This is a genomic window from Leptolyngbya sp. KIOST-1 (genome assembly GCF_000763385.1).
In the GTDB taxonomy this organism is placed as follows: domain Bacteria; phylum Cyanobacteriota; class Cyanobacteriia; order Phormidesmidales; family Phormidesmidaceae; genus Nodosilinea.
Window position 1 is genome coordinate 136,240 of sequence record NZ_JQFA01000004.1, and the last position, 18,417, is coordinate 154,656.

Consider the following 18,417-nt stretch of genomic DNA (forward strand, 5'->3'; position numbering starts at 1 on the left):
CCTTCCGTACATCCTCACGGTTCATGCCCCAGGGGGCGCGATCGGATCGTACCCTGGAGACAGTTGTTGAGTTTGGAGGGTGGCCACCGGTGAGTCAGGCAAACCACTTCACCCACAAAATTGTGCCGTTCTATCTGGGTCAACAGCCCGACGCCCAGGGCCGCACGATCCAGACTATGTGGAACTGGGGGTTTGAGACCCTGGAGACGGTCCACGACTACATTCAGTGGCTGTTTCCCCTGGGCGAAAGAAGTGCCTTCAACCTCCATGCGCCCCTGGTCGATGCCGACGTTATTCGGGCCTTTCAGCACGATCCGACCCTGCGCCAGAACCTGTTGCGATCGCTGGATGTCATGCTGCGGTTCTACGGGCTCCAGCGACAGGAGCAGGGCTCTACCGGAGCCATCGTCACGCGCGCAGAGCATTACCCCCAGCGGCAGTTCACCTGGCTGGGCCGATTTAACCACAACTACCTGCGCATCACTCGGATGCTTAAATGCCTGACAATGTTTGGGCTGGTCGCCGAAGCCCGGGCGTTTTACCAGTGTTTGCAGGACATTTATCGGGAGAGCGGCGATCGCATTGGGGCTGAAACCTTTCAATACTGGACCAATGCCGTCAGACCGCCGGACTAGGCAGGCGTAAGGGGAGCACAGAAACGTGGGCGCAACAGTAGCGGAGCTCATTCAGGCGGTTGAAGCCGCCGATTCAAAAGGGGCCATGGCCCTAGCGGTTCATCAGTTAGCCGCCACCCAGGATGCCGCCGCCATTCCCACCCTGATTACCGTGCTGGGCTACAACAACCCCGGCGCAGCGGTAGCGGCGGTGGAAGGCCTGGCCTCCCTGGGCAGCGTCGCGGTGCCCGCCCTGCTGGAGCAGATCGACGGCTACAATTACGGCGCTCGGGCCTGGGCCATTCGCGCCCTGGCGCTGATTGGCGACCCCCGTGCCCTGCCCGTGCTGCTCGAAACCGCAAAGGGGGACTTTGCCCTCAGCGTGCGCCGGGCCGCCGCCCGGGGGCTCGGTACGATCGACTGGACGCGGTTGACTCCCGACCAGGCTGCCGCGTCCCAGGCCGAGGTGCTGGAGGTTCTGACCCAGGCCACAACCGATCCAGAATGGGTGGTGCGCTACGCCGCGATCGCCGCGCTGCAAACCCTGGCCAAAGGCCTGGTCAAGGCCGATCCAACACCGATCTTAAACGCCCTACAGCAGGTGTTTCAGCAGGACGAAACCCCTGCAGTGCAGGCCCGAGCTCGGCTGGCTCTAGACACTCTGGCAGCCCCTCGTTAAAGCCTTGGTTTCGCTGGCGAGAAATGCAGCACAATGCCTCAATTTCGAGGTATGGTCTCTATGGTTAGTCGCAGATCTAAGTGGATGCGCTTAAATATAGCGATGGCCATTGTGCTCAGGACGTTGAACCGTACCACGGTTGCCAACTGAGGTAGCACAACGGCGTACAGCCATCGCTTGAAGCGTATCAGTCATGTCCCAACTGTTCGGACGATGGCTACGTCTAGGCGTTCAGCCTGAGAGACTGACCTCAAACCCTGGGTTGCGGGGGTCTACGGCTCTCGCGGGGCTAACGGCTTGGGTTGGGCGCTTGACTTGTGGATGCAGGTGCGAGGAGGTCGTTATGGTGTTAGCGGGGCGCTCAAATAGCCCAGAAGTTTTAAAGGTGATGGGGTTGCCCGTCCACTGGCGGGCCGACTACGCCGGCTGGCTAGTCGAACAGTACCGCCAGGGGCACGGTGCCCACGTGGTCACCCTCAACGCCGAAATGGCGATGCAGGCCGACCAGAACCCGGCCCTGCGCCAGGTCATTCTCAATGCCGAACTGGTCATCCCCGACGGAGCCGGGGTGGTGCTGTACTTCCGCACCCAGGGGCAGCGGATTGAGCGATCGCCCGGCATTGAGCTGGCGGCGTCGGTGCTCAAGCGTCTGTCCCCCCAGGAAACCGTCTTTATGTACGGTGGCGTGCCAGGGGTGGCCGATCGCGCCGGGATTTACTGGCAGCGGCAGTTGGCTGGCTTGAAGGTCGTCGGTACCCAGCACGGCTACCTGGGGCCTGAGGAGCAGCCCGAATTTTTGCAGCGCCTGGAGCAGCTTCAGCCCAGCGTCATTCTGGTGGGCATGGGAGTTCCCCGGCAGGAGCTGTGGATTCGCGACCATCGCCACCTCTGCCCCCACAGCATTTGGATTGGGGTCGGCGGTAGCTTTGACATTTGGGCCGGGGTCAAGTCCCGCGCGCCCCAGTGGATGTGCGACAACCACCTGGAGTGGCTCTACCGTCTCTACAAAGAGCCCTGGCGCTGGCGACGGATGCTGGCGCTGCCGCACTTTGCCCTGCGATCGCTCACCTATTCCGCCCGCTGAGGGTCTGGACAGAGCTACTGCTAATACTCAATCCGGCTTATCTACCCCCGATTCTCCGCGGTGCATCGCGGCTAACCAAAGCGATCGGCACGTTGCCAGATGGGAGTTTAGCTTGGAATGCACCCTACGGTTCTGCCTTTGGGGAATCAAAGTTGTGTGGTTCGGATTCGGTATACGCCCACTGTCCGGTCAGCTCTGGGCGGGTGGATTCCCCCCCAGAGCTCAGGGATTAGGGCCTGGGAGGCTCGAAATCAGCCCCTCAAACGCCAGCAGGGCTTGCCGATGGCGATCGCCTGCCACCCAGGTAAAGTCGTTGTGCCCGGCGGTGTCCACCCAGAGGGACTGCTTTGGGGTCAAGGCGGCTTCGTACAGGGTCTTGCCGTGGTGAATGGGAATAACCTGGTCGGCATAGCCGTGCATGACCAGCACCGGGCTGCCCAGGCGAGGCAGACGGTCGAGGTTGGGAAACCGGTCGAAGGGCAGCAGCGGAAAGGGCACCACCACCCGAAAGACCGAAGTAAAGGCACTCTCCAAAATTAGCCCCGCGACTGGATGGTCTGTGGCCAAAGCCGTAGACGGGCCGCTACCCACCGAGCGCCCATAGGGAAGGATTTGCGCCGGGGCCTTGCCGAGTGCCCCAGTTAGATAGTTGTAGGCCGCCTCAATATCGGCGTAGGCGTTGGCGGCGCTGGGGCGACCGTCGCTGGTGCCGTAGCCCCGGTAATCGTAGGCCAACACGCTAAACCCCCAGCGGTGAAGCCGTTCCAGCACCGGGCGAATGTCCCCCAGATCCTCGGCGTTGCCGTGGCTGTAGAGCAGGGTGTAGCGGGCGGTGGGGTTGGGCAGGTACAGAGCTGAGATCCGTTCGCGATCGGTGACCGCAATTTTCAGAATTTCTTCGGTGTCGGTGTAGCTGGCGGGCTGGGGCAGAAAGATCATGCTGTCGGCCCGCAGGTAGACGTAGAGCGCGAAAACCAGGTAGATCAGCACCAGCGATCGCCCCAGCCGTGCCCAGCTCAGCTCCCCTATCAGCCAACGTCTCCAGATCGAACGCGCCATGGTCAAATCGAGCCGCCTGCCCTCAGTCTAAAACCAGCGGGGCAAGGCCCGCATACCGCATCCCCTCGGGGGTGACCTCAAACCGGCAGGGCAGCACCTGCACCCCCTGGGCCACCGCCTCCCGCAGCAGCCTGCCGTAGGTGGGGTCGGCCTCGTCCCCCGGCGCAAACGCCGTGCAGTCGCCCCGGTTGATGAAGTACAGCATCACCGCCCGGGCCGCAGGCCCCAGCGCCGCCAGTTCCTTCAGGTGCTTCTGACCCCGGGTGGTCACCGTATCGGGAAACAGGGCGAGGTTGCCCCTGGCCCAGGTCGTGTTTTTTACCTCGATATAGGTCGGCACCGCGCTGGTCTCCCCCGCGATCACAAAGTCGATCCGGCTTTTGCCGTCGCCGCCGTAGCGCACCTCGGGGCGAATGGTGCTGTACTCCCCCAGTTCCGGAATTTGGCGGGCCTCCAGCAGCGATTTCACCACTCGGTTCGGCAGAGCCGTGTTCACCCCGGCCCAGGTGGGTACCGTGTCGCGCACCTCGGCCAGTTCCCAGGTGTAGGCCAGCTTGCGTTTGGGGTCGGTACTGTGGGACACCAGCACCCGCCCGCCGGGGTGGCAAACCCCGGTCATCGGTCCGGTATTGGGACAGTGGGCCACGATCACCTCCCCGGTCGCCAGCTCAATGTCGGCCAAAAACCGCTTGTAGCGCTTCAACAGCGTGCCCTCGATCAGCGGGGGAAAGGGGTAGAACCAGTCGGTGACCATGGCAGAGAATAGGGTGGGCCGTGACCACCCTATCAGGAAAGGGCGGTCACGGGCACCTGAGCAAAATAGCGGCGGCGAAACTGCTCCTCCTGCACAGCGTCCAGAAAGCGCTGCACCTGCGCTCGCTCGGGCGCTGAACTGGGGTCAGGGGAACCAGAGCTAGCCCGAACGGCGATCGCATCGTCATCCAGGTCGGTGATCTCAAACCCAGACACCTGAAGGGCAGACAGACCGATGGCCAGACTGGGGGCCGACAGGCGCAGCCGATCGCTGAGCTGCGATCGCGCCACCGTCTTGCCCGTGCGAACCAGGTACTTGGCCACCCCCACCAGCTCCTGCCAGACCACAACCGGGGACAGGTCATCGTCGGCTGCAAAGGTCAGGGCCAGGGGGAGACCGGTCTGCGCCGCCTGCCGCTGCCAGGCCTGCCAGTCACTCCACTGCACCGGGGCCTGATCGACCCGCAGCGCCGCAGCGGGCTCCGGGGGCACCTGCTGCCGCCAATCCAAAATGGGAACCGCTGGTGACGGCATTGCTCCAGCCGCCTCGACCTGCACCGGCCGCACATCCACCAGCTTGACGTGGTAGCCGGTGTGACTGTTGAAGTCCAGCTCCACCACCAGGTCGCAGCGCCCCGTCGGCAGCTCGTCGCGGTAGTGGCCCCACCACTCCCCCGGAAACCCGGCCACAGCGCCGTCATCCCACAGCTCAAACTCGGTCTTGATGAAGCCGACGGTCTTGTTGTGGCGATCGCGCAGCCGCCTGTGAAACGCATTTTGAAACCAGGCCTGGCGCACCAGCAGCTTTGGCACCGGGTTGCCCATGCCGCAGGGCTCCAGCGCCTTCAGTTGGCGAAACAGAGGCTGGCCCAGGTCGCTCACCGTCACCGCCAGATCGATTTCCAGCACCGGCTGGGGCGCGGAGTCCCCGCCCAGCTGCTCACGCACCATCCGGTTGAGCGCCGCCGCCAGCAGCTCAATGTGCTCCACCGGCAGGGTCAGCCCCGCCGCCAGGGGATGTCCCCCAAAGCCGCTGAGCAGGTCGGCCTGGGCCTGAAACAGCTGGTACAGATCCAGCCCCTTTACCGATCGCGCCGACCCCCGCGCTAGCTGGGGGCCAGCGGTCTGGTCGGGGGGATCGAGGCGCAGCAGAATGGTGGGCCGCCCCAGGGCCTGGGCCACCTGCCCCGCCACCAGGCCCAGAATGCCCGTGGGCCACTGCTCGTCGGCCAGCACCAGACAGCGGGTGGTGGCGAGGTCGACCTGGGCCACCCTGGCCATCACCTGCTCGTAGAGATCGCGCTGGAGGGCCTTGCGGCGGGTATTGGCCAGCTCTGCTTCGGAGGCCAGGGTTTTGCAGCGATCGCGGTCCTGGCTGGTCAGCAGCTCCACACAGAAGCTGGCATCGCCGTGGATGCGGCTGACGGCGTTGATGCGCGGCCCCAGCCCAAAGGAAATATCCGTCGGGCGATCGCCCGTGCGCTTGCAGAGGGCCAGCAGCTCCGCCAGCCCCGGCCTGGGGTAGGGGGGGTGCGGTTGGGTCTGGGTTTGTAGCTGCGCCAGCCCCCGCTGGGCCAGGTAGCGACAGTCCCCCCGCAGCTCCACCAGGTCGGCAATCAGGCCGATCGCCACCAGATCCAGCACCGGGTCCAGGGGCGGCGGCGACGCCAGCGCTCCGTAGAGCCCCTCCAGCAGCTTGTAGGCCACCGCCACCCCCGAGAGGGTCGCCAGGGGATGCTCCGGCGGCAGCCGCCGGGGGTTGAGCAGCGCCACTGCGCCGATGTCGGCCCCACTCTCGCCGGGCGGCAGGGTGTGGTGGTCGGTCACGATCACCGCCATGCCCAGGTCCGTGGCGTAGGCAATTTCCGCCCCGCTGGTGCTGCCGGTGTCGCAGGTGACCAGCAGGGTGGCTCCCCACTCGGCCAGCTGGTCCAGGCCGCGCCGCGACAGCCCATGGGATTCGATCAGGCGGTTGGGGATGAAGTACCTGAGCCGATCGCCCTTGGGAATCAGCTGGCCCAACCCGTCCCACAGCACCGCCGTGGCGGTTACCCCGTCCGCATCGAAGTCACCCCAGATTGCCACCTTCTCCTGGGTGTCAATCGCCTGCTGGAGTCGGTTGACCGCGATCGCCAGGTCGGCCCCCAGGGCGCTGGCTGGCGTTGGCCGGTAGGCCGCCGGGTTGAGCCAGCCAGCCAGATCCTCAAGGGAACACACCTGGCGCTGCCATAGCACCTGGGCCAGCCAGCGGTGGTTAGGGCCTGGCAGCGCCTGGGCCACGGCATCGACCCAGCAATCGGGGCAGGGCTCGGCTGGGGGCAGCTGCCACCCCAGCGAAAGTTCATTCATGTTCGATCCTAAGCAGACTTAGTCACGAAAAAGTGATATCAGAGTGGTGCAGGGTTGACGGACTGGGGCAGTTTAAATAAGCTTCCATAAAATCAGACAAGCCTAGAATTATAGATCGATGGCCTAGGATAGGGTGAATAGGGCTGAGGATTTCATCCTTTCGGATGAAAATCCCTCTTACCACCTTCTATCTTAAGGTAGATAAATTGAGGTCGGCCGCCTCTGTTGTCATTACCGCCAGCGTTCCTGAAAAAACGTCACCAGGTTTACTGATTTTCGGAAGTCCCAGGACAACGCTGCCTTAGCCCCTGAGTGGGCCAGGTATGTCTGGGGTCGTGTACTCCTCACCCACCACTATGACTAAACATAGCCACCCCGAGCTAGACGGGCAAAAGCCTCAAACTCTCTATACCTTCCAACTCAAGCGCCCCGGCCAAACCCTGCGCGAGCGACTCACCTGGGGAGCGGTGGGCCTGTCGGTGGGTCTGGGGGTCGCCGCCAGCGTCTTTTGGCTGGTGCCCCAGGCGCGATCGCTGTCCCTGCCTCTCTACCGAGCGGAGGCCGCGACCCAGGCCGACCCCTTTCGCCAGGGTGCCGAGCGGGCCATGGCGGCCGCCGAGCTGACCCAAACCGCCGCCTACAGCGAGGAGTGGGCCGAGGTGGCGATGCTCTGGCAACAGGCGATCGCCCACATGCGGGCGGTGCCCAACGGCAACCCCAACGCGGCCCTGGCCCAGACTAAGGTGGGCGAGTACGAACGCAACCTCCAGTACGCCCAGAGCAACGTGGACAGCCGCCCCCACCTCACCCCCGCCGACAAAACCTACTGGACCATTGGCTCTGACCGCGACCTGGTGATGGCCATTCAGGGGGCCCCCTCTCAGACCATGCAGCACCACAATGCCTGCCAGCAAACCCTGCGCTACGGCAACAGCCTGGTCGAACTGCACAACGGCTATGTCAAGCAGTACGACAACGGGGAAGGCAACCTGCGGGTGCTGGCCAACAGCCCCCTGGTGGTTTCTACCCAAGCCCCCGAGAACCACTGGACCCTGGGGTCAACCCAGGCCGAAGTGGTACAGGTTCAGGGCGCACCGACCCGTCAGGAGCAGTACACCTCCCAGCAATTTACAACCCTCTACTACGGCAAGAGTTCGGTGCTGTTTGAAAATGGCCACGCGATTGGCTACCTCAACTCCGACAACACTCTGAAAGTATCGCTCCAGCTGCCGCCCCTACCGCCAGAGCAACCCACCCCCCAATTCTGGACCATGGGGTCGAGCCGGGGTGACGTGCTGCGGGCCGAGGGCCAAACCCCCATGGCGGTCAGCCGCAATGACACCAACTGCGAGGAGGTATTTCACTTCAGCGAGGGCGAGGTGTCCTTCCGCCAGGGGCTGGTGACGGGGTACCGCGATCGCGGCGGCGCTCTCAAGGTCCGCTAGGGACGTTCCCCATATCCCCAGAATCGGCTCCGGCCCTGGTTCTACCCGCCCCAGGGCCACTCCACGCGGCCAGCCATTCAGGGGTTCAACCCCCCAGGGGGGACCAACAGCGCTACCCTAGAGCCGAGGACAGATTTTGGTGCATCATTTCAACGCAATGCCCCTATGCTTAGACCAATGACCTAGCCTGCCCTGCCCCCGCTCTGTGGATGACGCTCCCGCCGCTATCGATTTAGTCATCGTCGACGACGATACTGAAACCGCGTGCCTGCTGCAACGGCTGCTGAGCCAGCAGGGGTACAAAATTCTGGTGGCCGAAAGTGGGCAGCAGGCGATCGCGTATATCTCCGCCTCAAAACCGGGTCTGGTGCTGCTCGATCTGCTGCTGCCGGACATGGACGGCTATACCCTGTGCCAGCAGCTCAAGCACGATCCGTTGACCACCGAGATTCCAGTCATTGTCCTCAGTTCGCTAGTAGACTCCATCGACAAGGTCAAGGCGTTTCAGGCGGGGGCCACCGACTACATCACCAAACCGTTTGCTGTGCAGGAGGTGCTGGTGCGGGTGCAGAACCAGCTGCGGTTGGCCCAGCAGCGGCAGCAGCTCAGCCAGCAAAACGCCCTGCTCACCCAGGAGGTGCAGGAGCGCACCAAGATGGAACGGGCGCTGATGGCCGCCGAAACCAACTACCGCAGCATTTTTGAGAATGCAACGGTGGGCATCTTCAAGGCATCAGTGGACGGTCAGCTGCTCAGCGTCAACCCATCCATGGCTCGCCTCTACGGCTACGACTCCGCCCAGGCGATGGTGGACACCATCGCCGATATCAGCCGCCAGATCTATCTCCAGCCCAAGCGTCGCGATGAGCTGGTGGTCTACCTGAATCGCTTTGACAAGATTACCGACGCTGAGTCAGAGGTATTTCGCAAAGACGGCACCACTTTTTGGGTCAGCGAAGACATTTGGAAAGTGTGGGATAAAGAAGGCAACTTCCTACACTACGAGGGCATCGTTCACGACATCAGCGAGCGGCGCCAGATGGAGACCGAACTGCGCCAGCAGCGGCAGCAGGCCGATCGCCTGCTGGTCAACATTTTGCCCTACCGCATTGCCCAGCGGCTCAAGGGCGGAGCTCGCACCATTGCCGAAAGCCTGGACCAGGTCAGCGTGCTGTTTGCCGACCTGGTTAACTTTACCGCCGCCTCCAGCCAGATGACGCCGCGCCAGCTGGTCAAGATGCTGAACGAAGTGTTCTCCATGTTTGACCAGCTGGCCGAGTTTCATCGGCTAGAAAAGATCAAGACCATCGGCGATGCCTACATGGTGGCCGGGGGGCTGCCCACCCTCAACGATGACCACGCCGCTGCGATCGCCCAATTTGCCCTCGACATCTGTGACGCTATTAAGCAGTTCCCCCGACCTGACGGCAACACCTTTCAAATTCGGGTGGGCATCAACACAGGTCCGGTCGTCGCCGGGGTGATTGGCCGACGCAAGTTTGCTTACGACCTCTGGGGCGACACCGTCAATATTGCCAGCCGCATGGAGGCCACAGGCGAGGCCCAACGGATTCAGGTAACGCCCGAGCTATACGAAAAGCTCAAGGACCAGTTTCAGTTTGAGCCCCGGGGCTATGTGGCGGTCAAAGGTCGGGGCCAGATGATGACCTACTGGCTCGTAGGGCGACGCTAAATCAGCTACACCAGCTCTAGAGGTCGCTATGCTAGCGTAATCGAGGCCTGGTTCGAGGTCACTTCACTGTCTGGGGCAGCATTCTATCTGGCACAGCCTTTTGTGCGAGGACACCGCCCCCCACGGGAACGCTAGGGGGTAAGGCAAAAACACCCCACTGCCCTTGGGCGGAGGAGTGAGGGAGGAGGCGTTGATCAGGTGATATAGCGATGGCCATTGCGCCTAGGCCATTGGCCGCTTCCAAAGGCAAAAAACTGGGGCGGCGCAATGGCGTATAGCCATCGCTTCAGGAGCATTGGTCATGTCCTAACGGTTCTGGCGATGGCTATATTGGGTCGCGCCGGGGCCTGGCAAGGCTCGGGTAGAGGGTGGCAGGGATGTCGTTACGTCAACAGGCAACGGTTTTGATCGCGAAGGCTGCCCCCCACCAGGCTGAGGCCCTGGCCCAGCTCCTGTCTACCGCCGGCCACCGGGTGCAGATCTGTACAGAAACGGAGGTGCTGCTCCGGGCAGGGTCGTCAGACCCGCTGCCCGATCTGATCATCCTACAGGTCGCCGGGGCCAGCAGCTGGGGCTATACCCTGGGCCAAAAGCTGGCCGCCAACCCCACCACAGCCGCTATACCGGTCCTCTTTGCCGGCTGGTTTGAGGATGCCCCCAGCCGCCAGCAGGTGTTTACCTCGGGGGGCCAAGACTATTTAACCTACCCCTTTGTCGCCGCCGATGTGACCGCGCGAGTCGACCACTGGCTGGCGGTCACCGCCGCCCCATCTACCCGCCCTACTCTGCTGAAGGACAGCCTGCAGCGACTGCACAACACGCTCGATCTAGAGACAATTTTGCAGACCGCCGTGCAGGACGTGCGGCAGCAGATCCAGGCCGATCGCGTGATTATCTACCAGTTTGGCCGCAACGGCCGCGGCCTGGTCACCCACGAAGCCGTTGTCGATGAATCGCTGTCGGTACTGCACCGCCAGGTAGAAGACGCCTGCTTTGACCAGGAGCACGCCGCCAAGTATTGGTCGGGGCGAATTGGCCAGATTAACGATGTGGAAGCGCTGGGCAACGTGAGCCAGTGCTATCGAGCAATGCTGCGGAGCTTTGACATTCGAGCCAACCTGGTTGCCCCGATTATTCACAATCTGCCTGGGCAGCCCCGCTACCTGTGGGGCCTGATCATTGTGCACCAGTGCTACGGGCCCCGATGCTGGCAGCCCCACGAGATTGATCTCCTGCTTGAGATCTCGGCCCACCTGGCGATCGCCCTGCAGCAGAGCCACCTGTTTGAACAGGTCCGGCACCAGGCTCGCCAGGAGATGTTGCTCAACCACATTCTCGACGAAATTCGCGCCAGCCTGGACGTCCAGCACATTCTCACCTGCACCGTCGAGCACCTGGGCAATGCCCTCCGCCTGCGCCAGTGCGGGATTACCCTGCTGCAACACAATCTGGCGAACCTACCCACGCCGTTTGTGGTTGCCGTGCCGTCGCCTGGCATGAGTGAACCCACCGTTCCGCTAGAAATTACCGATGCGCTGCGACAGCAGCTGATGCTGGACAGCAGCCTGGTGGTTTTGCCCTACCGGGTCAATCCGCTGCAGCTGCGACCCAATGCCTCCCAGCTGGTGGTGCAGGGGGACACAACCTACCTGGCCACGGCCATTCGAATCGAAAACCAAGTGCAGGGGGTACTGTGGGCCTGCCCCAGCCCTGACTACCTGAGCGCCATTGAGCACAAAAGCCTCTGGACGCAAAGCGATCTGAGCCTGATTGAAGAAGTGACGCTGCAGCTCAGTCAGGCGTTGCAGCAGGCCACCCTCTACCAGCAGCTCCAGGCCGCTAACGATGAGCTGCAGCGGCTGGCCCACCTCGACGGCCTGACCCAGATTGCCAACCGCCGCGAGTTTGACCGCTACCTGGCCCAGGAGTGGCAGCGCCTGCAGCGAGAACAGGGCAGTTTGGCCCTGGTACTGGCCGATGTCGACTATTTCAAGGGCTATAACGACACCTACGGCCACCTGGCGGGCGACGACTGCCTGCGATCGATCGCCCGCCTGCTGGCCCAGGTGACCAAGCGCCCCGCCGATCTGGCCGCCCGCTACGGGGGCGAAGAGTTTGCCCTGATCTTGCCCAACACGACCGCGGCCGGGGCGATCGCCCTAGCCGCGGCAGCCCAGACCTACCTCACGCGTCTCGCCATTGCCAACGCCGCCTCCCCGCTGTACGGGCAGGTTACCGTCAGCTTTGGCATTGCCGTCCTCATTCCGACCCCTGCTCTGCCCACCGAAACGTTGATTCAGCGGGCCGATCAGGCCCTCTACGCCGCTAAGGAGAATGGCCGCAACCGCTACTGCCTGTGGTCGGAGGCGATAGAATCAGCAAATGCCTGATTTAGCCACCGTTAGCCTGTCCCCCGCCCTGCAGCAGCGACTGCGATCGCCCCTGGTGATCGGTTCTGTCACCGTGCCCAGCCGGGTGCTGCAGTCGCCCCTCTCCGGCGTCACCGATCGCGCCTTTCGCCAGCTGGTGCGCCGCTACGCCCCCAGCTCCATGCTGTATACCGAGATGGTTCAGGCCACTGGGGTCTGTCAGGCCCAGCAGCTCGAAAAAATCATGGACATTGACCCCAGCGAGCAGCCGATCAGCGTTCAGCTGTTTGACTGTCGGCCCGACTTTATGGCCGCCGCCGCTCGCAAAGCCGTGGCCGAAGGGGCCAGAACCATCGACATCAACATGGGCTGTCCGGTCAACAAAATCACCAAAAAAGGCGGGGGCTCGTCGCTGCTGCGCCAGCCCGAGGTGGCCGCGGCGATCGTGCGCACTGTAGCTGAGGCCGTTCCTGTCCCCGTCACCGTCAAAACCCGGATTGGCTGGGATGACGACCACATCAACGCCGTCGAATTTGCCCGCCAGATGGAAGCTGCCGGAGCCCAAATGCTCACCCTCCACGGCCGCACCCGCAGCCAGGGCTATCACGGTCCGGCCCGCTGGGAGTGGATCGCCCGAGTCAAGGCGGCGCTGTCCATTCCCGTCATCGCCAATGGCGATATTGTTTCGGTGGCGGCGGCGGCACGCTGCCTGGAGCAAACCGGGGCCGATGGAGTGATGTGCTCGCGGGGCACTCTGGGCTATCCCTTTCTGGTGGGTGAAATTGACCAGTTTCTCAAAACCGGCTGCGTCCCGCCGGCCCCCACCTCCAGGGACCGACTGGGGTGCGCCCGAGAGCACCTGGGCCTGCTGTGGCAGTACAAGGGCCAGAAGGGCATTCACCAGGCCCGCAAACACATGGCCTGGTACGTCAAAGGGTTTGAGGGGGCCGCTCCCCTGCGCCAGCAGCTCTGCCAGATCGATACGGTGGAGGCGGGCTACGCTCTGCTGGATGGCGCGATCGCCAATTTGGTCTCCCCGGCGGCCCTGGCCCGCTAGGCCTGTCCCTCTGGCGCTGGGCCATATAATGGTCTGTATCAGTCTCCTCAGCCCGGCTCAACCGTAGATGCTTCCGTGGCAACCCCGGCTACCCATCGGATAACCGACCCTTGACTAATGGGCTTTAAGGTAGGATCTATTAATAAATTTAATTTTGCAGTTTCCACCCCGTAACCTCCATGACCTCGTACGCCACTGCCCGCGCCGATATGGGTGAGCTTCGCCGTCTGAGAAGCCTACTGCCCCCAGAGCTTCAGAGCTGGGTGACGGTGGAGTCGGCCATTGACGTTACCCCACCCTTAATCACCTGTGAAGAACTGGGCAAAGACCAGGTCGAAATTCAGGTCGATCTGCTCAAATGGGAGCAGCTGGCCCTCGACCAGCGCAATCTACTGTTCTGGCACGAGGTGGGCCGCATCCAAAACGACACCATTCCCCGGGACGGTTGGGAAATGGCGGCTCTGGCGATTGGCCTGGGCGGTGCGGTGGGCGAACTGTGGGTACAGGACGGGCTGCTGCTGATGCTGGCCCTGAGTCTGTGCGGGTTTTCCAGCTGGCGGCTCTACAAGCGCAACAACAACCAAAAAACCCTACAGGAGAGCATCAGTGCCGACGAGCGGGCGATCGCCATTGCCACCCGCTTTGGCTACACCCTGCCCAATGCCTACAAGAGCCTGGGCAGCGCCCTCAAAACACTGATCGAGCAAACCCCCAAGAAGCGCCAGCGCGATCGCTACATCAAGCGCCTGGAGGCCCTCAAAAAGAGCGCCGCCAAGGCCAAAGAGAGCGCCCGGGCCGAGCGCGGCGACATGCGATCGGCCTACTAGAGACTGTCATTCATAGCTGCTAAACGGCCCAACACCAAGGGTTACAGCCCCTAGCCCGTCTGGCGTTGCTGAACACGGGGATGAATCAATCATCCAACGCTCCTAATCGGGGCAAACGGTCGTTTGCCTCCACGGGAGGGGTTAAATTTTGAATTCATACCTGGGTTCTATAACGCCCTAACCCGCAACGCCAACCACTTGCAAAATTGAAGAGACCAGCTCCGGAGTTACCTCTGGCGGCAGGTGACCGCTGGCCCCAACCACCTCAAACCCAGAGCCCTGGGGCACCACCCCAGTCAGGCCCGCCGCCGTCAGCACTGCCCCGACCTCTGAAGACCCTTCAGGTAGCACCACCAGCGGCTTTGCCCCCTGGCGGTAGACTCCCACCTGGCGCACCGTGAGCCCAAACGCACCGGCCTGGAAAGCCGGATTTAGCTCGCCGTCGTACTCAAACTTGCTCAGCATCAGCTGCATGGAGTACAGCTGGGTTGGATTTAGGGGAGTGGCTTCGGGCATCGTGCGGGCGCGTCGGGTGGCCACCATGGCCCGAAAGGGCGTTCGAATTTGGCTGGAGGAATCGGCGGCGGTATCAAATGAGCGACAGTAGGCCAGGCTGTCCCAGCCGGGGCTGTCGCGCAAAATCCACTTGTAGCGCTGGCCGTCGCCCTGGACCTGCAGCACCGTGCCCTGCCACTGGCCCAGGTCCAGGGGCGGCTCCAGGTTGCGGGTGCGGATCGAGGCAAAGCCGCCACTGTTGGCCGTTGAAACCTGGCCCACAAATCGCAGCCCCTGCTGCCACTGCACCTGGCTGGTGCTGACACCCCCCATCACGCCGTCGTCCAGGCTGCCCCACAGGACCGCGATCGCCGGGTCGAGCGGCTGGAAGTCAATCAGGGTAGCCTCCTCGTAGGGCGTCCGCTGGCCCAGCTGAGCAATCCAGGTCTGCGGGTTGTCCGACTCCTCGGTGGGCAGCCCAACCACCACCGCCGTATTGACGATGTCAGGACAGTCAGTCCCCTCAGCGACCGTTCCCACCTGGTAGCCAAGCGGCTGGATCGCGGCGCTGAGCCGATCGGCGGTACGGCCTGCTCCACCCAGCAGAACTACCTTCGGTGGCGGCGACACAGGCGCTAGACTGGGGGGAGCTTGGGACATGGCGGCATCGGTACGGGCGAGTCCAGGCAGGACTCTTAGACCTGGGGACAAGGGGCCGAATACATCAAAATGAACCAGCGTTTTAAGCAGTCGGAGCGGATTCCAAACCATAGGAATAACTTACAGCAAAATCTCGGAGGACACAGCTAGATCCGTTAGTTTGTCGCCAATACAGCCGCATTTTTCTGTGAATTCACCCATTAGCTGAGCGGTAGAGCCTGGGTATGCTGGGTCTATGAACTCGGGAGTATCAGTGGCCAGAGCATCAGTAATTCACCTGGCGATCGCGATCGCCGCCGTGTTCAACCACCCCTTTTGTCTCGGGTTCAGTGGCCAGGCGACTGGCTCTAAAACTAAAGATTTCGCGAGGTGAACCAGGCGTATGCATCAAATTTTCATGAACGGCGCTTCACGCCATCCCGATTATCCCCTAGCCCTGCCGTCTAATGACAATAAGCCACTCAGTAACCCCCAGTAACGACCCTCTGAGGATTCTACTGACCTCTATCGTCTAGCCATAGTCGTTATCTTTAGCCTTAAATTTTGGCCTGGCACAACCCCTGTGTACTTGGTGTAGTGGTTCTTTAGAGCAAGCCTTGTCCATGCGAATTCTTATTTATTCTTACAACTATCATCCCGAGCCCATCGGCATTGCGCCCTTGATGACCGAGCTGGCCGAGGGCTTGGCCGCCAGGGGTCATCAGGTGCGGGTTGTTACCGCTATGCCAAACTATCCTGAGCGCACCATCTACCCTGAGTATCGCGGTCGCCTCTACGCCACCGAAACACGCAACGGCGTCATGATCCAGCGCTGCTTTGTGATGGCCTGCCCAAAGCGGGGGCTGCTGGGGCGGCTGCTGCTGGAGTCAAGCTTCATCACCCTGAGCCTGTGGCCTGCTCTGCGGGGGTGGCGTCCCGATATCATCCTCAATAGCAGTCCGTCGTTGCCGGCCTGCCTGCCGGTTGCCATCCTGAAAACACTGTTTCAGTGTCCCAGCGTGCTCAACCTGCAGGATATTTTGCCCGAGGCGGCCATCCAGACCGGCCTGCTTAGCAATCCCCTGGCCATTCGGGCGTTTGAGCTGCTCGAATCGTTTGCCTACCGAAGCGCTACCCGCATCAGCATCATCGCGCCGGGTTTTCGTGACAACCTGCGGAGCAAAGGCGTACCCGATAGCAAAATGGTGCCCATTTCCAATTGGGTAGACGTAGATTTTATTGCCCCTCGCCCCCAGGCCAGCAGCGAGTTTCGCCGTCGCCACGGGCTACAGGACAAGTTTGTGGTGCTCTACACCGGCAACATTGCCGAAACCCAGGGGGTCAGAACGGCGATTCGGGCCGCCCAGGCCCTAACCACCTACCCGGACATCCAAATGGTGATTGTGGGAGAGGGGAAGCAGCTGACGGCCCTCGACCGGTTTCGCCAGCAGCTGGGCCTGAACAATGTTTCGCTCCTGCCCTTTGTGCCTCGGGCCGAACTACCGGATCTGCTGGCCGCGGCCGATGTCGGCCTGATTTTGCAGAAGCACGGTGTCGTCGGGTTCAACATGCCGTCTAAAACCCAGGTGCTGCTGGCCAGCGGTCGACCCATCCTGGCCTCTGTGCCTGCCCATGGCACCGCCGCCCAGGCCGTGCTGGCCAGCGGTGGTGGGCTGGTGGTCGACCCGGAAAATCCCACGGCTCTGGCCAAGGGCATTCTGGATCTGTACCACCAGCCGGAAAAGGCGCAGGCCCTGGCCCGTCGGGGTCGCCAGTATGCGCTGGAGCACTACTCGGCCAAGCGCGCGATCGATCGCTATGAGGCTCTGTTTTACGCGCTGACGTCGCCCCAGCGTCAGCCCCTGGACGGGGACATGGTGCTGGCCCTGCAGCCGGTCCAGAAGTAGCTGGAGCCTTGGGGAAGGATATACAAGGCTCTAGGGCGTGTCATCAATTCTGACTAAAAGCCATCTACTCCAAGCCTTGCCACGCCCGCCCCTAGAAAGCCGGTACAGTATCCCTACCTAGCAGAGCCAGGGGTATGCGAGCGACGGTAGTCAGGGAAAGCTTGACTTGCCGCTGGGGCCATTTCGCTGGCCCCAGCCCCCCGTCGAGAATCGCTCATTCTTCAATCGCTAGGGAAACCCGACGGCCGCCCACAGAGCGCATTTCGCCCAGAAACTGCATTACCTGCTCGTAGGGCAGGTCCTGGCTGGGCAGCAGAAAGACGATGTTCTCTGGGTTGCGGCCCAGGTAGGCTTCCATCTGCCCCTTGAGGGCGTCGATTTCGATGGGCTGACCGTTGAGCTGCACCTGGTTTTCCCCGACCAGTTGCACAATGAACGGGTCGGCGGGCAAGGGTGGCGGCGCGTTGTCCTGCTGCTCGGCGGGGAGCTGCACCTCAATTAGCTTTTCGCTGCCCAGGGTGAGGGTGATGACGACAAAAAAGGCCAGAATGCCCATCATCACCGTCAGCATGGGAATCAGATCTACCGGCGGAGGCGGCGGGGCGACCTTTGACTTAAAGCGCATGGGGCTATCCTAGGCGATCGCCTGTACCGATCAACTCGCCCGAGTGGCTCCGCTCACCGCCGTTCTGGGCGGGTTCGTACCAGTACTGGCGGTAGATCAGCTCTAGCTCGTTGCCCGCATCGGAGAAATAATCGATCTGCTGGGACTGCAGGGTAACCAGGACGCGAAACACCAGCAGCGCGACGATCGCCACCACCATGCCCGCCGCCGTAGTGATCAGCGCCTCACCGATACCCGCCGCCGCCGCCGTGGCCTGATCGCCTGAGCCGCCGCCGCCAATGTTGAGGTTGCCAAAGGTGGCAATCAGGCCCGTCACCGTGCCCAGCAGCCCCAGCAGGGGGGCTACGGCGACAATGGTTTCCAGCAGCTTGTCGCCCTTGCGCATTTTGACGAACTCGCGATCGCCGGTCGTTTCCATCGCCAGCCGAAAGGTGTCGGGGGAAGGCTGCTTGAGCCGCAGGGGAGCCAGCAGAAACCGGCCAATGGGCAGATCCTGGGCCTGGGCGGCGATCGCAGCGGCCTGGGTCAGGTCACGGCGGGCGGCATCGAGCACGTCAGTGACGACTTGATCCTCGCGACGCAGGAGCTGAGTCCAGAACAGCGATCGCTCCAGGGCGGTGGCAATGGTCAGCACTGAACAGCCCAAAATGGGCACCATGACCGGCCCACCCTTCGCTAAAAAATCGAGAACAGTTGTCATAGCCCCAGAGTTAGTTGGTTTTGCTAGCTGTACGGTTGAGCGTTTCCGATATCACCTGATAGCGCCTGTTCAGGTCGTTCGGCCCAGCCGGGGGGCTGGTCTAGCAACCGCCTAGGGCCCAG

General features: G+C 62.5%; 16 protein-coding genes. 9 read left to right on the forward strand and 7 right to left on the reverse strand.

The window, feature by feature from the left end:
* Positions 1-89: 89 nt before the first annotated feature.
* From NF78_RS17725 to NF78_RS17735, 3 genes are all read left to right on the forward strand, one after another.
* On the forward strand, positions 90-635 hold the full coding sequence (locus NF78_RS17725; protein ID WP_035993168.1) for an opioid growth factor receptor-related protein: 546 nt from the start codon (positions 90-92) through the stop codon (positions 633-635).
* Between the two features lie 25 nt (positions 636-660).
* On the forward strand, positions 661-1,293 hold the full coding sequence (locus tag NF78_RS17730; RefSeq protein WP_035990448.1) for a HEAT repeat domain-containing protein: 633 nt from the start codon (positions 661-663) through the stop codon (positions 1,291-1,293).
* A 343-nt stretch (positions 1,294-1,636) separates the two neighbouring features.
* Positions 1,637-2,377: a WecB/TagA/CpsF family glycosyltransferase gene (locus NF78_RS17735; RefSeq protein ID WP_035990451.1), complete on the forward strand. Its 741-nt coding sequence runs from the start codon at positions 1,637-1,639 to the stop codon at positions 2,375-2,377.
* A gap of 222 nt (positions 2,378-2,599) precedes the next feature.
* Here the strand turns inward: NF78_RS17735 and NF78_RS17740 are convergent, their stop codons facing one another.
* From NF78_RS17740 to recJ, 3 genes are read right to left on the reverse strand one after another with little or no spacing between them, the layout of a single operon-like run.
* The gene (locus NF78_RS17740) at positions 2,600-3,436 is read right to left on the reverse strand and encodes an alpha/beta hydrolase (RefSeq protein WP_035990453.1); all 837 of its coding nucleotides are present in this window, start codon (positions 3,434-3,436) and stop codon (positions 2,600-2,602) included.
* Positions 3,437-3,458: 22 nt separating this feature from the next.
* Complete coding sequence (gene sfsA, locus NF78_RS17745) at positions 3,459-4,190, reverse strand: DNA/RNA nuclease SfsA (RefSeq protein WP_035990456.1); 732 nt, start codon at positions 4,188-4,190, stop codon at positions 3,459-3,461.
* A gap of 32 nt (positions 4,191-4,222) precedes the next feature.
* A complete protein-coding gene (gene recJ, locus NF78_RS17750; RefSeq protein ID WP_052050702.1) occupies positions 4,223-6,538 on the reverse strand; it encodes a single-stranded-DNA-specific exonuclease RecJ in 2,316 nt (771 codons plus the stop codon).
* 356 nt (positions 6,539-6,894) lie between these two features.
* Here recJ and NF78_RS17755 point away from each other — a divergent pair, with 356 nt between their 5' ends.
* The 5 genes from NF78_RS17755 to NF78_RS17775 all read left to right on the forward strand — a co-directional run bounded on the left by NF78_RS17755 (position 6,895) and on the right by NF78_RS17775 (position 13,929).
* Positions 6,895-7,983 carry a hypothetical protein gene (locus NF78_RS17755; RefSeq protein ID WP_035990458.1) on the forward strand — a complete coding sequence of 363 codons (1,089 nt, stop codon included), beginning with the start codon at positions 6,895-6,897 and terminating at the stop codon, positions 7,981-7,983.
* A gap of 205 nt (positions 7,984-8,188) precedes the next feature.
* Positions 8,189-9,676: an adenylate/guanylate cyclase domain-containing protein gene (locus NF78_RS17760; RefSeq protein WP_035990460.1), complete on the forward strand. Its 1,488-nt coding sequence runs from the start codon at positions 8,189-8,191 to the stop codon at positions 9,674-9,676.
* 377 nt (positions 9,677-10,053) lie between these two features.
* Complete coding sequence (locus NF78_RS28400; protein ID WP_081972745.1) at positions 10,054-12,066, forward strand: diguanylate cyclase domain-containing protein; 2,013 nt, start codon at positions 10,054-10,056, stop codon at positions 12,064-12,066.
* Complete coding sequence (gene dusB, locus NF78_RS17770; protein ID WP_035990462.1) at positions 12,059-13,102, forward strand: tRNA dihydrouridine synthase DusB; 1,044 nt, start codon at positions 12,059-12,061, stop codon at positions 13,100-13,102. The genes NF78_RS28400 and dusB overlap by 8 nt, the downstream gene beginning before the upstream one ends.
* Positions 13,103-13,311: 209 nt before the next feature.
* On the forward strand, positions 13,312-13,929 hold the full coding sequence (locus tag NF78_RS17775) for a DUF3318 domain-containing protein (protein ID WP_318655512.1): 618 nt from the start codon (positions 13,312-13,314) through the stop codon (positions 13,927-13,929).
* A 177-nt stretch (positions 13,930-14,106) separates the two neighbouring features.
* Here NF78_RS17775 and NF78_RS28405 read toward each other — a convergent pair whose 3' ends face one another.
* On the reverse strand, positions 14,107-15,084 hold the full coding sequence (locus NF78_RS28405; protein ID WP_052050704.1) for a CIA30 family protein: 978 nt from the start codon (positions 15,082-15,084) through the stop codon (positions 14,107-14,109).
* Between the two features lie 265 nt (positions 15,085-15,349).
* Positions 15,350-15,472, reverse strand: a complete 123-nt coding sequence (locus tag NF78_RS33030) for a hypothetical protein (RefSeq protein WP_263970646.1) — start codon at positions 15,470-15,472, stop codon at positions 15,350-15,352.
* 214 nt (positions 15,473-15,686) lie between these two features.
* Here NF78_RS33030 and NF78_RS17785 point away from each other — a divergent pair, with 214 nt between their 5' ends.
* Positions 15,687-16,970: a glycosyltransferase family 4 protein gene (locus tag NF78_RS17785; RefSeq protein ID WP_035990467.1), complete on the forward strand. Its 1,284-nt coding sequence runs from the start codon at positions 15,687-15,689 to the stop codon at positions 16,968-16,970.
* A 214-nt stretch (positions 16,971-17,184) separates the two neighbouring features.
* Here the strand turns inward: NF78_RS17785 and NF78_RS17790 are convergent, their stop codons facing one another.
* Together NF78_RS17790 and NF78_RS17795 are read right to left on the reverse strand one after the other, a co-directional pair.
* Positions 17,185-17,595 carry an ExbD/TolR family protein gene (locus NF78_RS17790; protein WP_035990469.1) on the reverse strand — a complete coding sequence of 137 codons (411 nt, stop codon included), beginning with the start codon at positions 17,593-17,595 and terminating at the stop codon, positions 17,185-17,187.
* A gap of 4 nt (positions 17,596-17,599) precedes the next feature.
* The gene (locus NF78_RS17795) at positions 17,600-18,295 is read right to left on the reverse strand and encodes a MotA/TolQ/ExbB proton channel family protein (protein WP_052050705.1); all 696 of its coding nucleotides are present in this window, start codon (positions 18,293-18,295) and stop codon (positions 17,600-17,602) included.
* Positions 18,296-18,417 lie beyond the last annotated feature (122 nt).

Coding starts and splice junctions, on each gene's coding strand:
- NF78_RS17735 (WP_035990451.1), top strand. CDS start 1,637: ATGGTGTTAGCGGGGCGCTCAAATAGCCCAGAAGTTTTAAAGGTGATG.
- NF78_RS17740 (WP_035990453.1), bottom strand. CDS start 3,436: ATGGCGCGTTCGATCTGGAGACGTTGGCTGATAGGGGAGCTGAGCTGG.
- sfsA (WP_035990456.1), bottom strand. CDS start 4,190: ATGGTCACCGACTGGTTCTACCCCTTTCCCCCGCTGATCGAGGGCACG.
- recJ (WP_052050702.1), bottom strand. CDS start 6,538: ATGAATGAACTTTCGCTGGGGTGGCAGCTGCCCCCAGCCGAGCCCTGC.
- NF78_RS17755 (WP_035990458.1), top strand. CDS start 6,895: ATGACTAAACATAGCCACCCCGAGCTAGACGGGCAAAAGCCTCAAACT.
- NF78_RS28400 (WP_081972745.1), top strand. CDS start 10,054: ATGTCGTTACGTCAACAGGCAACGGTTTTGATCGCGAAGGCTGCCCCC.
- dusB (WP_035990462.1), top strand. CDS start 12,059: ATGCCTGATTTAGCCACCGTTAGCCTGTCCCCCGCCCTGCAGCAGCGA.
- NF78_RS17775 (WP_318655512.1), top strand. CDS start 13,312: ATGGGTGAGCTTCGCCGTCTGAGAAGCCTACTGCCCCCAGAGCTTCAG.
- NF78_RS28405 (WP_052050704.1), bottom strand. CDS start 15,084: ATGTCCCAAGCTCCCCCCAGTCTAGCGCCTGTGTCGCCGCCACCGAAG.
- NF78_RS33030 (WP_263970646.1), bottom strand. CDS start 15,472: ATGCATACGCCTGGTTCACCTCGCGAAATCTTTAGTTTTAGAGCCAGT.
- NF78_RS17785 (WP_035990467.1), top strand. CDS start 15,687: ATGCGAATTCTTATTTATTCTTACAACTATCATCCCGAGCCCATCGGC.
- NF78_RS17790 (WP_035990469.1), bottom strand. CDS start 17,595: ATGCGCTTTAAGTCAAAGGTCGCCCCGCCGCCTCCGCCGGTAGATCTG.
- NF78_RS17795 (WP_052050705.1), bottom strand. CDS start 18,295: ATGACAACTGTTCTCGATTTTTTAGCGAAGGGTGGGCCGGTCATGGTG.